Source organism: Pseudomonas sp. URMO17WK12:I12 (assembly GCF_000514395.1).
GTDB classification, from domain to species: domain Bacteria; phylum Pseudomonadota; class Gammaproteobacteria; order Pseudomonadales; family Pseudomonadaceae; genus Aquipseudomonas; species Aquipseudomonas mucoides.
Genome location: NZ_AZVV01000021.1, coordinates 1 through 14,782 on the forward strand (window position 1 = coordinate 1; position 14,782 = coordinate 14,782).

Annotated in this window: 12 protein-coding genes and 1 rRNA gene; 7 read left to right on the forward strand and 6 right to left on the reverse strand. The window is 59.1% G+C overall.

Annotated elements, in window-relative coordinates; all coding sequences use genetic code 11:
* Nucleotides 1–178: 178 nt before the first annotated feature.
* From rrf to D882_RS0125790, 4 genes are all read left to right on the forward strand, one after another.
* A 5S ribosomal RNA gene (gene rrf, locus D882_RS0125775) occupies nucleotides 179–294 on the forward strand.
* 146 nt (nucleotides 295–440) lie between these two features.
* Nucleotides 441–1,100: a paraquat-inducible protein A gene (locus D882_RS0125780; RefSeq protein WP_027925910.1), complete on the forward strand. Its 660-nt coding sequence runs from the start codon at nucleotides 441–443 to the stop codon at nucleotides 1,098–1,100.
* Nucleotides 1,087–1,710 (forward strand): paraquat-inducible protein A, encoded by a 624-nt coding sequence (locus D882_RS0125785; RefSeq protein WP_027925911.1) that lies wholly within the window; start codon nucleotides 1,087–1,089, stop codon nucleotides 1,708–1,710. Before D882_RS0125780 ends, D882_RS0125785 begins: the two co-directional genes overlap by 14 nt.
* Nucleotides 1,703–4,006 (forward strand): intermembrane transport protein PqiB, encoded by a 2,304-nt coding sequence (locus D882_RS0125790; RefSeq protein ID WP_027925912.1) that lies wholly within the window; start codon nucleotides 1,703–1,705, stop codon nucleotides 4,004–4,006. Before D882_RS0125785 ends, D882_RS0125790 begins: the two co-directional genes overlap by 8 nt.
* A gap of 157 nt (nucleotides 4,007–4,163) precedes the next feature.
* On the opposite strand, the gene mksF is transcribed toward D882_RS0125790, so the two are convergent.
* The 3 genes from mksF to mksB are packed head-to-tail and all read right to left on the reverse strand — an operon-like array spanning nucleotide 4,164 to nucleotide 8,966.
* Complete coding sequence (gene mksF, locus D882_RS0125795) at nucleotides 4,164–7,004, reverse strand: Mks condensin complex protein MksF (protein WP_027925913.1); 2,841 nt, start codon at nucleotides 7,002–7,004, stop codon at nucleotides 4,164–4,166.
* Nucleotides 7,001–7,702, reverse strand: a complete 702-nt coding sequence (mksE, locus tag D882_RS0125800) for an Mks condensin complex protein MksE (RefSeq protein ID WP_027925914.1) — start codon at nucleotides 7,700–7,702, stop codon at nucleotides 7,001–7,003. Before mksE ends, mksF begins: the two co-directional genes overlap by 4 nt.
* On the reverse strand, nucleotides 7,692–8,966 hold the full coding sequence (gene mksB, locus D882_RS0125805; RefSeq protein ID WP_032833673.1) for an Mks condensin complex protein MksB: 1,275 nt from the start codon (nucleotides 8,964–8,966) through the stop codon (nucleotides 7,692–7,694). Before mksB ends, mksE begins: the two co-directional genes overlap by 11 nt.
* A 207-nt stretch (nucleotides 8,967–9,173) precedes the next feature.
* Between mksB and D882_RS0125810 the strand changes: the two genes are divergently transcribed.
* Both D882_RS0125810 and rimI read left to right on the forward strand, forming a co-directional pair.
* Nucleotides 9,174–9,923 (forward strand): hypothetical protein, encoded by a 750-nt coding sequence (locus tag D882_RS0125810; protein ID WP_027925916.1) that lies wholly within the window; start codon nucleotides 9,174–9,176, stop codon nucleotides 9,921–9,923.
* Nucleotides 9,916–10,368, forward strand: coding sequence for a ribosomal protein S18-alanine N-acetyltransferase (rimI, locus tag D882_RS0125815; protein WP_027925917.1), 453 nt, complete (start codon nucleotides 9,916–9,918; stop codon nucleotides 10,366–10,368). The genes D882_RS0125810 and rimI overlap by 8 nt, the downstream gene beginning before the upstream one ends.
* A 129-nt stretch (nucleotides 10,369–10,497) precedes the next feature.
* On the opposite strand, the gene D882_RS0125820 is transcribed toward rimI, so the two are convergent.
* On the reverse strand, nucleotides 10,498–10,902 hold the full coding sequence (locus D882_RS0125820; RefSeq protein ID WP_027925918.1) for a hypothetical protein: 405 nt from the start codon (nucleotides 10,900–10,902) through the stop codon (nucleotides 10,498–10,500).
* Nucleotides 10,903–11,043: 141 nt separating this feature from the next.
* Between D882_RS0125820 and can the strand changes: the two genes are divergently transcribed.
* On the forward strand, nucleotides 11,044–11,688 hold the full coding sequence (gene can / locus D882_RS0125825) for a carbonate dehydratase (protein WP_027925919.1): 645 nt from the start codon (nucleotides 11,044–11,046) through the stop codon (nucleotides 11,686–11,688).
* Nucleotides 11,689–11,733: 45 nt separating this feature from the next.
* Here can and D882_RS0125830 read toward each other — a convergent pair whose 3' ends face one another.
* Nucleotides 11,734–12,906: a hypothetical protein gene (locus D882_RS0125830; protein ID WP_027925920.1), complete on the reverse strand. Its 1,173-nt coding sequence runs from the start codon at nucleotides 12,904–12,906 to the stop codon at nucleotides 11,734–11,736.
* Between the two features lie 73 nt (nucleotides 12,907–12,979).
* On the reverse strand, nucleotides 12,980–14,677 hold the full coding sequence (locus D882_RS0125835; protein WP_027925921.1) for an acid phosphatase: 1,698 nt from the start codon (nucleotides 14,675–14,677) through the stop codon (nucleotides 12,980–12,982).
* Between the last annotated feature and the right edge of the window lie 105 nt (nucleotides 14,678–14,782).

Consider the following 14,782-nt stretch of genomic DNA (forward strand, 5'->3'; position numbering starts at 1 on the left):
AATACTAATTGCCCGTGAGGCTTGACCATATAACACCCAAGCAATTTGCGTCGAAAGGCCAGATTGCGGTGTGTGAAGACGATACAAAGTCGAAAATTCGAAACGAAACACACAAATCTATTGCATACCCATTCGCTGGAGCGTGAACCGAAAGGTAAACGACCTGGCTACCGAATTTCTTGACGACCATAGAGCATTGGAACCACCTGATCCCATCCCGAACTCAGCAGTGAAACGATGCATCGCCGATGGTAGTGTGGGGTTTCCCCATGTGAGAGTAGGTCATCGTCAAGATTAAATTCCGAAACCCCTATCTGCGTATGCAGGTAGGGGTTTTGTTTTGCCTGCGAGAAAGTACTCGCCCTTAACGCACAAATTGGCGCAGTTATTTTTGACCCATGCCTCTAGAATAGGGCCAACTTTTTCGGAACAGAGCCTTTATGTCAGATCCGGTTGACGCCGCAAGGCTGTCAGAATTACCGCTGGACGATTTGGTTGCGTGTCATGAGTGCGACTTGCTGATGCGCAAACCCGAACTCGCCCATGGAGAGAAAGCGCTGTGTCCGCGCTGCGGTTATGAGCTCTACGCCCATCGGCACAACGTCGTACAGCGCAGTCTCGCTTTGGTGATCGCCGCTTTATTGTTGTACGTGCCGGCGAACTTTTTACCCATCATGCAGCTCAATCTACTCGGGCAATCGTCAAACGACACTGTCTGGAGCGGCGTTGTGGCCTTGTTCGACACCGGCATGCAAAGCGTCTCGGTGATTGTGTTCCTGTGCAGCATGGGCATCCCGTTGCTTAAGCTGCTCTGCCAATTGGCCGTCTTGTTGAGCATTCGCTTTGATATCGGACGCAGCTACGGCCTGTTGCTCTATCGCATTTATCACCATCTACGGGATTGGGGAATGCTCGAGGTTTACCTCATGGGCGTGCTGGTTGCGTTCGTAAAACTGGCAGATATGGCAGCCATTAGCGTAGGCCTTGGTCTGGTGTGCTTTATCAGTTTGCTGTTGGTTCAGGTCGGGTTGGAGGTTGTGATGTCGCCTCATCAGATCTGGCAGGCTTTATCAGGAGAGGATGCCCATGCGGGCGATTGATGCAGGCATTCTGATTTGTGCGGAATGCCATGAGTTGAACAAGCAGGAAGCTGACACCGACGAGCAAGTCTGCACTCGTTGTGGTGCGCTGGTTCATGCCCGTCGCCCAAACAGCCTGGTGCGTACCTGGGCGCTGCTGGTAACTGCGGCCATTCTCTACATTCCGGCCAACGTGCTGCCGATCATGACCATCAACTCACTCGGCAAGGGCGCCCCCAGCACCATCATGTCCGGCGTGATTGACCTGGTTCATTACGGCATGTTTCCCATCGCGGCAGTTGTGTTCATTGCCAGTATTCTGGTGCCGACGTTCAAACTGGTAGGCATCGGGTTGCTGTTGTTTTCCATACAGCGCCGCCAGCCTCTCTCGGCTCGCCAACGAATCTGGATGTACCGCTTTATCGAGTTCATCGGCCGCTGGTCAATGCTGGACATCTTTGTGATCGCCATCCTGGTGGCGGTCGTGAATTTCGGACGGCTTGCCAGCATCGAAGCCAATCTTGGCGCTATCGCCTTCGCCAGTGTGGTGATTTTGACGATGCTTGCTGCAGTTTCTTTCGATCCCCGACTGATTTGGGATAACACGGAGTCGGACGACGACCATGACTGATTTGCCTACAGCGAAAACCCGACCGGCCTCGAACTGGTCAGCCATCTGGATTCTGCCTCTGATCGCTTTGATCATCGGCGGCTGGCTCGGCTGGCGTGCCTATAACGAGACCGGTATCGAGGTTCAGGTGCGCTTCGAAAGCGGCGAGGGCATCCAGGCCAACAAGACGGAAGTCGTCTATAAAGGCATGTCCGTCGGTAAGGTTAAAGCCCTGAAACTCGATGACGAAGGCGCTTCCAAAGGCGTGATCGCGACCATCGAGATGAACAAAGATGTCGAGCAATACCTCAGGACCAGCACGCGCTTCTGGCTGGTCAAACCGAGCGTGACGCTGGCCGGTATCACCGGTCTGGAAACCTTGGTGTCGGGCAATTACGTGGCGATCAGTCCCGGTGAAGGCGAGCCCACTCGCAAATTCAAGGCGCTGGCTGAAGAGCCGCCCCTGTCCGACGCCAAACCGGGATTGCACCTGACCATCAAGGCTGATCGCCTCGGCTCACTGAACCGTGGCAGTCCTGTGTTCTACAAGCAGATCAAAGTCGGCCAGATCAAAAGTTATGTGCTCTCGGAAGACCAGAGTACGGTCGAGCTCAAAGTGTTCATCGAGCCCACCTACGCCAATCTGGTGCGCAAACACACGCGTTTCTGGAACGCCAGCGGCATCAGCATCGACGCCAACCTGTCGGGTGTGAAAATTCGCAGTGAGTCGCTTGCCAGCATCGTCGCCGGGGGGATCGCGTTCGCCACGCCGGAGAATCGCAAGGACAGCCCACCCACCGATCCGAGCCTGCCGTTCCGTCTCTACGAAGACTTCGACGCTGCTGCCGCCGGTATTCGGGTCAAGGTCAAACTCACCGATTTCGAAGGATTGCAGGCTGGCCGCACGCCGGTCATGTACAAAGGCATCCAGGTCGGCAACCTGAAAGCGCTGAAGATCGATCCGGACCTGTCCGGTGCCACCGCCGAATTGACCCTCGATCCATTGGCCGAAGATTACCTGGTCAGCGGTACTCAATTCTGGGTGGTCAAACCGTCGATTTCCCTCGCGGGCATCACCGGCCTGGAAGCGCTGGTCAAAGGTAACTACATCGCCGTGCGCCCTGGCGATAAAGGCTCCCCACCCCAACGCGAGTTCGTGGCACGGCCCAAGGCGCCACCGCTGGACCTGCGTTCGCCGGGCCTGCACCTGGTGTTGTTCACCGAAAACCTCGGGTCCCTGGAAGTTGGCAGCCCGATCCTCTATAAGCAGGTCAAAGTCGGTTCGGTGCAGAGCTATCAGTTCTCCAAGACCAAGAAACAACTGGTGATCGGCGTTCACATCGAGAAGGAATACGAAGGTCTGGTCAACGCCTCGACGCGCTTCTGGAATGCCAGCGGTATCACACTCACGGGTGGACTGACCGGCGGAATCCAGGTCAAAAGTGAATCGCTGCAAAGCCTGATGGCCGGTGGTATCGCCTTTGAGACCCCGGAAGCCAAAGCCCCGCTGCAAAAGAAGATCCCGCGTTTCCGTCTGTTCGCCAACCATGACGAAGCCAATCAGAAAGGCACCGTGGTCACTATCAAGGTCGAACGCGCCGATGGCCTGCGTAACGGCACACCGGTGAGATTCAAAGGGCTGGACGTCGGCAAGATCGAAGACGTTGACCTCACCGATGATCTGCAATCGGTGATGCTCACCGCACGAATCACCGAAGTGCCGGAGCGCATTGCCCGGGTGGGCACTCAGTTCTGGGTGGTCAAGCCTGAGTTGGGGCTGATCAAGACCCGCAATCTGGAAACGCTGGTGACCGGTCAATACATCGAAGTGCAACCTGCTCCGAAGAACCTCGGCCCACAGAAGAACTTCGTCGCGTTGGCCAATCCGCCAGAGACGGCCAAGCAGGAAGCCGGTTTGAGTCTGGTCCTGAGCGCCGCGCGCCGTGGTTCGCTGAAAACCGGTGTGCCGGTGACGTATCGCGAAATCACCGTGGGCAAGGTCACTGGATATGAACTTGGCCAGACAGCGGATCGTGTGCTGGTGCACATTCTGATCGAACCGAAATACGCACCGCTGGTGCGCAGCGGCACGCGTTTCTGGAACAGCAGTGGTTTTGGTTTTGACTACGGCTTGTTCAAAGGCGCAACGGTGCGCACTGAATCGCTGGAGACCCTGATTCAGGGCGGTATCGCCTTCGCCACCCCGGACGGCGATCGCATGGGCAGCCCGGCGCGAGCTGAGCAAACCTTCCCGCTGTTCGAAAAGTTTGAAGATGAATGGCTGACCTGGGCGCCGAAAATCGCAATCGGCAAATAGTTTATTGGTGCCTGTGATGCCGCCATCGCGAGCAAGCTCGCCCACATTGAATTGTGTTTACACAGATCTAATGTAGGAGTGAGCCTGCTCGCGATGAGGCCCACAAAAAAGGCCGCGATCCATTGGATCGCGGCCTTTTCATATCTAACGGATTAACTCAAACCGCATCCAGCTCCGGTTCATCCGCCTGCGCCACAACGCTCGCCTTCACCTCGTCATGACGGCGAATGTACTTCCAGTCGGCCTCATCGATGTAGATCCCGTTCGGCCCGCTGCCACCTTCCAGGTCAATCGCGACACTGGCGCAAACCTGCGGCTTCACACTCGCCAGGATCGGCACGAAGCCCAGTTGCAGGCTGGTTTCCAGCAACGCTGCCTGGTTCTTCTCATCGATGTCCGCCGCCTCGTCGAGGTAGTACGGCAGGCGCACGCGACCGGCCTGGTCGCGGTCCATCAAGTGCAGCAACAGGTACATGTTGGTCAGCGCCTTGATGGTCATTGTGGTGCCGTTGGACGCAGCGCCGTCGATGTCGGTGTGGATGACTGGCTGACCGTTGACCTTGGTGATCTCGAACGCCAGTTCGAACAAGTCCTTGAGGCCCAGCTGGTTGTGGTTGGCGGCCACCAGCCGCGCCAGGTATTCCTTGGCTTCTTCGTTCTTGTTGTCCTGATCGGCACTTTGGCTCAGGTCGAACACGGAGAGGGTTTCGCCTTCTTCGTATTGGCCGGCGCTGTGGATGATCTGGTCGATGTGCTTGAGCGCTTCCTTGTTCGGCGCGAGCACGATGCGGAAGCTTTTCAGGTTGGACACCTGACGCTTGTTGATCTCGCGGTTGAACAACGCCAATTGATGCTCGAGACTGTCGTAGTCGCTACGAATGTTGCGCAGGGTCCGGGCGATGTCCGTGACCGCCGCCCGACGTGCCTTGCCCAGCGTCAGGGCTTCGTCGGTGCGGTGCGCGTACGCGTTGATCAGCAGCTGCAGGCGACGCTCCATATCGTCTTCGCTGTCGAACTTGGCCACACCCTTGAGGCGGACCTGCGCGTACAGCGCCTCGATCTGACCGTCGCTGCGCAGCAAACCCTGCCAGCTGTCTTGGTAGTCATTGAGCAGCGGCAGCAGGTTGTCCATGGAATCGTCGATCGGGTCCATGAACGGTGTACCGAACGGCAGGTCTGCCGGCAACAGCTGACGGCGGCGCAGGGCGTCGTCGAGGGTGCGTTGCTTGGCTTCCATGTCGCCGATCTGACGGCCGACCAGTTGTAGCTTGGCCGACAGTTGCTGGACGCGTTCGGTGAAGGCATCGCTGGAACGCTTCAATTCGTCCTGCGCCGCTTCCATCTGTGCCAGTTGCTCAAGCTTGTCGCCTTCCTCAGCGCTCAGGGTTTGCGCGCGACGGAAATCTTCCAGGGCTTTCTGCGCATCCAGCACTTGCTGGTACAGCGCTTCGGTCTGAGTCTTGCTCGCGGCGCGGTCGGCGGCCACGGCTTGTTGGGTCTTGAGTTGCTTGAGTTCTTTGTCCAGGCGCTCTTTCTGATCGCGCAACGCGGCGCGGTCAGCCAATGCTTGCAGCGCGGGCGGCTCGATGTGCGAGATGTCGATGGACAGGCCCGGCACTTCGAAGCGCTCGCCTTTGAAACCGTCGAGGATCAATTCCATGGATTTGACCCACTGACCGTCCTCGTCCAGCGTGATGCCGTGTTCGCCCAGCGGCAGGCTGAACAAGGCGCTGTTGAACAGACGCATCAGGCGCTCGACGTCCTGTTGCGAGAACTCTTCGCGCAGGCGGGCGTAGCTGTTGTTGTCGGCGTGATCGAGTTGCTGCTTGACCGACTTCAGGCGTTTTTCCAGGTCACGCAGACGCTCTTCCAGATCTTCGGCAGAGAACTGCCGCGACTGTGCCAGCGCACCCGCCAGTTCATCGTGCGCGTCCTTGGCCGCCAGCAGTTGTTGCTCCAGCACTTTGACGTCATCGACCAACGCGAAGCGATGCTTGAGCACCGACAACTCGCCGAGCCAGCGCTGGATGCCGGTGATTTCCCGCTCCAGGCGCATCAGTTCTTGTGTGCCGCCACGCTGATCGTTTTGCAGCGCGTCCTGCTCGTTGCGGTAATGCTCGGCCTGAATCGTCAGTTCTTCCTTGCGCGCACTGGCGTAGTCCGACCAGGTGCCAAGCAGGGAATCGAGCAGCGGCGAGATGCGGTGCAATTTGCCGCGCAGGATATTGCGCTGGGCCACGCCGGCGGCCAGTGCTTCAACCAGCGGGCCGGCAGTGACCAGCGAGTTGTAATCCTGCTCCATGCGCCGTACATCGCGGAACGCTTCTTCGCACGCGGCGATGTAGTCGACGCTGCCGGAACGCAGGCTGTGCTCAAACGCATCGAGGAACAGTTGCTTGAGCTTGGCCGCGGTGATTTCGCGCATGTGCAGCAGGTTGATGAACAGTGCGCGGAAGGTCTTCAGGCTCTGCTCGCTGGTGGAACGCAGCGGGATCAGCGTCAGGTCCAGCGGGATCGAGGTGTGACCGCCGACCAGCAAACGACGCAGCTCATCAGGCTTCAACTCGTAGGCTTTGAGGCCTTCGCGTTCAAGGTTGGTGAACAGTTCTTTCTGGCGCAGGCAGGTGTCGTTCTTCTGGTAATGCGCCAGATCCAGCTTGCCGGCATAGGCAAAGAACTGGTGACCGAAACCACCGCCCGGGCCGCGACCGACCACGCCGATCACGTGCGGGCCGTGGGGCAGCGACACTTCAACCAGGATGTAACTGGTGTCCGAGGCGAAGTAGAAGCGTCGGGATTGTTCCAGGCTGTACTTGCCGAAACTCATGTCCGACATGCGCGCCAGGATCGGGAACTGCAAGGCGTTGATCGAGGCGGATTTACCGAGGTTGTTCGCGCCATAGACCGACAGCGGCTCTTCCAGCGGAAACAGACCGAGGCTGTAACCGGCGGTGTTCAAAAGGGCAAAACGGCGAATGCCGTAGCGTTCCTTGCTCATGCGTCGGTCTCCTGTTCTTCGGCAATGGCGCGGGCCATGGCGTCTTCTTCGCTTTCTTCTTCGAAGTCACTGAGGTCCAGCGGATCGTCGGTTTCCAGCAATTTTTCATCGCTGTCGTCATCGATCAGCACGGGGACCGGCAATGGCAACACGCTGTGCAGGCTGGCCGCCAGATCACGGTCCTGCTGGACCGACAGGCAGACATCGAGGAAGCGGTGCATCGGCGGCAGGAAACGGTAGATGCCGTTTTCCTCGCCGGCGAAACCGAGCTGGGTCATGCGGCGCATGATTTTTTCTTCGAGTTCTTCGACGGTCTGTACTTCGGCCTGGATAAACAGGTCGCGGTACTTTTCGAGCAAGGACGGCAATTCATCGCGGCCGAGGCTGCCGCCGTCGAGTACGGCGACCGGGTCGCGGCCCTGATCTGCCAGATGCTCGACGAGGATGAAGGTGAACAGCGCCAGTCGTTGCGCGGTTTTGTTCACCGCGGCAGCAGCAAGGTCCGGCACGAAGTAGTAGAAACCACGGGTGTCACACACCAGCTCAAACCCCAAGGCCTTGAACAGCGTGCGGTACTGGTCCTGGAAGTTCGACAGTTGCGCGTACAGCTCCGGGTCGCGGCGGCTGACGTGGTAGCCCTTGAACAGCTCGCGAAAGATCGGCGCCAGCTGGGACAGTTCGTTTAGATCAAGATGCATGTGGGATGCTCGCAGAATCCTCGGCGGCGTCGCCGGCCGAGAGCAGGGCGAAGGAGCGCAGGCTGACCTGATGCTCATGAGTGTGGTATTCGCGGCGTTCCAGACGCTCACGTTTGAAGCGTTTCTCCCGCGACAGGCGCGAGAACCAGTACAGCAATTCGTCGGTCGCGCCGTCCGGTTCCTGCTCCAGCAGCCAGGTCATCAGGTCCGGCATCGGCAGGGCGTCTTCACAGCGTTCGAGCATTTCGCGAACGGTACGAGGCGCGCGCGGGGCTTCGCCTTTCTGGGTCTTGTGCGCTTTGGGGAAACGCGCCGGTTTCGGTTCGAAACGGGCCAGCGCATACACGTAGGCTTCGACCTGACTCGCACTGCCGAGGAACGTGCTTTGCGGGCGGGTGAACATCGGCATCGCGGCTTGCGGGACGGCATCGATGCCTTTGCGACGAATGGCCGACAAGGCCAACGCGGCGCCACGGGTCACGGCATTGTGGCGACGGGCTTCTTCACGCAGCGGCAGCAGCAGTTCGCGGGCATGACGCAGGGTCAATTGGGCGCTGGTCTGCATTTCGAGGATACGGGCGTGGGTACGCAGCAGCATGTCGTCATCGACCAGATGGCCAAGACGCTGCTGCTCGCTGAGCATCTTCAGCAGCACGGTTTCGACCTTGCGTACGCCTTGTTCGAAGGCGCCGTCGGCGTTCACCAGTTCGATCATCGGTTCGACGTATTCGTCCCAGGTCGCCAGCACTTCAGCGTAACGCTGACGCAACGGGATCTGCCGATCGCTGGTTTTCGCCCGTTCGGCGACGGCCACCAATGCTTGTTCATCGTTATCGAGTTTTTTCAGTACGTCGCGTACGCGCATATCGAGCAAGCGCAATTGGCGCGCCAGATCATGGCCATCGCGAATGTCAAAGGCGTCCTGAATGTAACCGGCCAGGCGCTCGAGGTGACGCAGGTAGGCTTCGATTTCCAGGCACAGGCCTAGACGGTGCTCACGGCGCAGGTAAGCGAGGAAGTCGTGAATCTGCGCATTGAGCTCGAACCGGTTCGGGCTTTTCGCCACGGGCACCAGAATGTCGAGGCGGATCCACACGTCCAGCAGGCTGGTGATGTCCTGCGGCGTACTGTCGAGTTGCTGGGCGGCCAACTGTGAACGCAGTTCGTTGAGGCTCAAGGTGCCTTGGTCGAAGTGCTCGCACAGTGGCTCCAGAAGTGCCCAGTGTTCAGCGAGGGCGCGCAAGACGCGCTTGGGTTCGATCATCGGAATGGCCGGCTGGTTGACGATTAAAAGCCGCGATTGTACTGCATCGCAGGCGTGTCGATTCACTCTCGGGACAGACAGTAGGTTTTCTATCGATCGAGGGCGGGCGATCTTGAGCGAAGGGCGGTAGAATCAGCGCACTATTAGTTATCCACAAGTGGCCGACCTTTGCTTATCGAGTCCCGTCGCCGCGCTTATTTGACCGCCATGCAGGTGGTCAACTGGCTGCCGCGCACCGAATTGCCCTTTGCCGCGCCTTCGCGCCCCGAGCTGCTGGAGATGCCTGAGCCGTTGGTCGTCGCGCCAATGGCTCCGGTTGCGCCTGCGCCTGTGGCTGATGTGCCCGTGGAACCGCTGGTCAAACCGGCCGAACGGGTGAAGATCGAGGTGCCGCGTCCTTCATTGGCCAGTACGCGCACCAACGCCAAGGTCGAAGAAGAGGCGGCTCCGGTCGTCGCCAAGGTTGTGCAGGTGCCGCCACCGCGCTTCGCCCTGCAATTGTTGCGCGCCGGTCGCTGCCTGCTGCTGGTGGAGTTACCCACAGGCGAAACGTTCCAGACTCGCGATCCCGCCTATTTATTGCTCAAGGACATGCTGCGCGCCGCCGGTCTGCCGGACAGCCCACAGATCGTCGGCGAACCGGTACGCTGGCCGCTGCTGGCTCGCGGCACCATGGACCAAGGCCCGGAAGCGGCGCGCGACTTCGTCCAAGGCTTTCTCTCGGCGCGTATCGAAGACGCGCCATGCGTGTGCGTGTGGCTGATCGGCCTGCCGGCGGTGCGTTTTGCCGGTGAAGCCAACGCCGAATCGTTCAACCGCGAACTCCAGGTCGAAGGCCTGGGCTCGGTCTGGGCCCTGCCGGGTCTGGAATTATTAATGGAAGAGCCACAGCGTAAGGCTGATGTCTGGCAAGCCATGCGTCGGCTGATGGCGCGCTGGAAAGAATCAAATGAGTGACGCTGTATCGTTCCGCCCGATGACCGAGGCGGACCTGGACGCTGTACTGAAAATCGAATACGCGGCATACAGCCATCCCTGGACTCGCGGGATTTTTCTCGACGGGCTGGGCAAGTATCAGATCTGGCTGATGTTCGAAGGGCAGCAGCAGGTCGGCCACGGCGTGGTGCAAATCATTCTGGATGAGGCGCATCTGCTCAATATCACCGTCAAGCCGGAAAATCAGGGCCGTGGCCTGGGTTTGACGCTGCTGGAGCATTTGATGTCGATTGCCTACAAGGCTGAGGCGCGGGAGTGTTTTCTGGAAGTTCGCGACAGCAACCGCACGGCGTTTCGCTTATATGAGCGGTACGGGTTTAACGAGATTGGCCGGCGTCGGGATTACTACCCGGCTGTTGGTGGTCGGGAAGACGCCGTGGTCATGGCCTGCACCCTGGTCGACTGACCTTCTTTAGAGCCTCGCGAGCAGGCTCACTCCTACAGTTGATCTGTGTAGTCAACAAATTCTGTGACAGACATAGATCAACTGTAGAAGTGAGCCTGCTCGCGATGGCGTCAAATCAGGCGATAGAGATCACCGATCCTTATCCATCGGATCCCGCCGCGCCATCTCCGCCTCATCCAGGCCATTCCCCCCGCCAATGTCATCTTCATCGACAATGCTCAAATCCCAATCCGCCTGATCACCGTCACCCGCTTCATGGGCATCCCGCGCGCCATCTTCATGGATCAACGTTTCCGGGCTCATGTCATCATCGGTAGACTCGTGATCATCGGTCGAAGCCCCCGTCATACCGGCTTCACGCACGCGCTCGCGAGGCATCAGCCGTTCGCGTTCGGTTTCGGGCAACTCGTCACCGATTTTGGCGCTGGGTTCTTCCTCATCGAAATCCAGCTCTTGCATCGAGCCCATGCGGTCTTCGTTGTCGTCGATCGGCTCAGGTTGCACCGCATCGTACGGACGTCGTGATTCAGTCATGGCAATTCCTCATACTGTGGGCCTTACTAGGGTTGACCCACTGGGCTCCTGAGAATTCCACCGGTCATACTTGCATCAAGCGCGTGACCTCGACGGGCGGTTGTTTGTCAAACCTGCGCATCATTCTTGAGGCTTTACAGCATGAACGAATTACAAGATCTGATTGATAACAACGAACGCTGGGCTGAAGCGATCAAACAGGAAGATCCGGACTTCTTCTCCAAGCTGGCCCGCCAACAGACGCCGGAATACTTGTGGATTGGTTGTTCCGACGCCCGCGTGCCGGCCAACGAGATCGTCGGCATGCTGCCGGGCGACCTGTTCGTACACCGTAATGTGGCCAACGTGGTGCTGCACACCGACCTTAACTGCCTGTCGGTGATTCAGTACGCGGTGGACGTGCTCAAGGTCAAACACATCCTGGTCACCGGCCACTATGGCTGTGGTGGCGTACGCGCCTCGATGCAGGATCGTCAGCTGGGCCTGATCGACGGCTGGCTGCGCTCGATCCGGGACCTTTATTACGAAAAGCGCGAAGAACTGGCCGAGCTGGCGACTGAAGAAGAACAGGTCGATCGTCTCTGTGAGCTCAACGTGATCCAGCAAGTGGCGAACGTCGGCCACACCAGCATCGTGCAAAACGCCTGGCACCGTGGGCAGCCGCTGTCGATCCATGGCTGCATTTACGGCATCAAGGACGGTCGCTGGAAAAGCCTGAACACGACCATCAGCGGATTTGAGCAACTGCCGCCGCAATACCGTCTGCGTCCGGTCGAGAAGCTTTAAGCCGGTCGGGGAGTGCGCGTCAGCCTTTGCTGACGCGCAAGGTGATTACAGCGCCGGTGCCGGAATCGCTGTTGCGGGCGCCGGAGCTTGCAGCTGTTGGAGTTGGGCCTTGATTGGCGTTGTCGCGCACTTGGCCTCGGCTTGTTCCGGGGTCAGGTTGCGGATCGAGGTGTAGAACAACTCGCAGGTTTTTTCTTTCTGGGTCACTTGCCAGGTTTGTGTGCAGCTTTTCAGCTGGGCAGCAGGGTCGCTGCCCGGTGTGCTGCCCATGCCGGCTTGCCAGCACGCGGCGCTCAAATCCTGGCCCATGACGGCCAGGCCCGCAGCATCGGCTTTCGCCTGAGCATCGTCGCCGGTATAGCTGTCCGGGTTGGCGGCGTACCAGATGTAACTCGGATGGTTCGAGCCCAATACCGGCACGTTCAGGCCTTTCTTCGGGCTGATCATCGCCAGACCCAGCACGTCGACGGTCACACCATATTGCTGCTTGATCCAGTTACGCACTGGCGCGCCAAAGGCGACCATCGGCAGCGCCGCACCTTTGGCGTTCTGGCTGACGTCCTTGACCATGGTGGTCTGGTAATCCGTGAAGTAGCCGTAGACACCCTCCAGGTCCTTGCCGGCGCTGGCCGGCGCGGCAATGGGCGCGATGTCGATGATGGTCTGATAGCCCGGCGTCTGGTCAGCGGGGATGCCGTTATCCGTCAGCAACGTGGCCCAGCGATCCGTGGTCGCGGAGCGCAGGTAATCCTGGGCCTGGGTCAGGGAGTAATCCGGCGGGAAGTGCAGCAATTCGACACTCTTACGGTTTTCCAGGGCCATGCCCAACGGCAGGAACAAGTACCAGTTGTAGGCCCATTTGCTGTCGGCATTGAGTTTTTTGGCACCGGTGTAGGCCAGATCGCCGGCATCGAGTAACGCGGCCAGCGGTTTTTCGTAACCCTTTGGTACGCCGCTGATGTCGGCGTAGAGCTGATGGTTATCGGTCTTTACTCGCACTTTTGCAGTGCTGTAGCCATCGCGTTGCACGCTTTGGGTCAGGTAATGCTCGACGGTTTGTTCAAGCGTCCAGTTGCGAAAGCAGATCACATTGCAGTTGTTGGGGTAGGCGAAAAGCCGGGTAACACGTTCGGTGCTGCCCAGTTTCAGATCGACATCGGCGTGGGCGGCGGCACTCAGGGCGAGGGCGGCAAAGGTGAGTCCTGTGAGTTTCAGCATGCTCAGATCCTTTTCAGCGTGGGCCCGCGTGGATCGCAGGCCACCGTACTAAAGCAGATCGGCCGATAATTGCTCAGCTGAACCTGAGCGCATGGGTCAAGTCGCCCATGGGTTTCTGGCCCCGAGCAATCATCGCCTCATCCCGCTGCTTGAGCCCGTCGAGCTTCTCCAGCCCGAACACCCGAGTGATCAAACGCAGGATCGACGCTGTGTCATAGACCGTGTGGTCCACCGTGCCTTTGCGCGCGAAGGGCGACACCACCAGCGCCGGCACCCGCGATCCCGGCCCCCAGCGATCGCCTTTGGGCGGTGCAACGTGATCCCACCAACCCCCGTTTTCATCGACCGTAACCACGACCACCATGTTTTTCCATTGCGGGCTTTCGCGCAGCACTTTCAGGGCGCGCACGATGTGCCGATCACCGGACGCCACATCGGCGTAACCGGCGTGCATGTTCAGGTTGCCCTGGGGTTTGTAGAAGCTCACCGCAGGCAGTTTGCCAGCCTCGGCATCGGCGAAGAACTTGTTGGTGCTCGATTCATCGCCCAGGCCGGCGTCGCGCAGACGTTTGTTGCGTTCGGCCGGGTTCTCCGGGCCCAGCTGTTTGAAGTAGTTGAACGGCTGATGGTGGTACTGGAAGTTGGGGATCTTCGGGATGCCACCGGAGTCCTTGAACTGATCCAGCGTCGCCTGCCAGGCGCCGGCGTACCAGGCCCAGTCGACATTTTTCTTTGAGAGCTTGTCGCCGATGTGCTCGTGGGTTTGTGGGACCAGCACGTTCGGCAAGTCTGGTTTGGCGTAGGCCGGGCGGTCAGGGTCGCGAATCCACGTCGGCCAGTACGGCGGCGCGAGCGTGTTGACGCCGTAGCCGTCCGGGGTCAAAGCGCTGGGACCGAATTGCGGTGGGCCGGTCATGGCGCTGGCTGGGGATTTATCCAAAGGCTTGAGCCGTGGGTCCGCCGGATCGTCGCTTTGCAGCACCGCGATTTGCGCCTTGGCCACCGAATTGGCCGCATCGGGATAAAACGGCGCGGTGGCGCTGATCAGGTATTGGTGGTTGAGAAACGAACCGCCGAAAGCGCCCTGGAAAAAGTTATCGCAGAGCACAAATTCCTGGGCGACGTCCCACAAGCGCAGGGAATAACGACTCTGCGCGTAATGGCCCATGGTCAGGCCGCCGGAGTCTGCCCAGGCGACAAAACCGTCATTCTTGCCACCGTTGATCTGCATCTGGTTTTGATAGAACACGTGCCACAAATCGCGGGTCACCAAGCCAAACGGCAGGTCTTCAGCGTTCGGGCCTTTGAGGGCAAACGGCGCGTTGGGCAGTTGCTGCTGAAACTGGGTTTCACTGGGGTACGTCACGCCATCCAGGGTTTGCGGACCGATCTGCAAAACGCCGCCCCATACCGGTGGCAGCGTCTGCAACAGACTGCCATCGCGATCACGCTGTTGATACTCGCCAGGCTGGAGGGATGACAGCGGTTTTTCGACACCGGGGAAATCGCCGAACAGATTGTTGAAACTGCGGTTCTCGGCATAGATCACCACCACGGTTTTCACCTGGTCGTGCAGGGCTTTGTCCAATTCCGCCGGGGACAGTGGGTGTTCGACAGGTTTGCCCGGCTCATCCCCCTGATTGCCGCAAGCGCTCAGCGTTGCGCCGACACCCAGCACCGCAACGCCACCGAGAAAGCGCCGGCGGCTAGTATCGGTGGGCGCATCTGCGTCGGGAGAAGGAACGTCGATGTTGTCTTTATCGTCAGTCATGCCAAGTCCCGTTTAGCTGAGTTTGTTGCAATATGTTTCGGCGGACGCTAGCAGCGGGATGTGACAGAAGGGTTACAGTCTTGAGTGCAGCAAAGTTCTTAATGT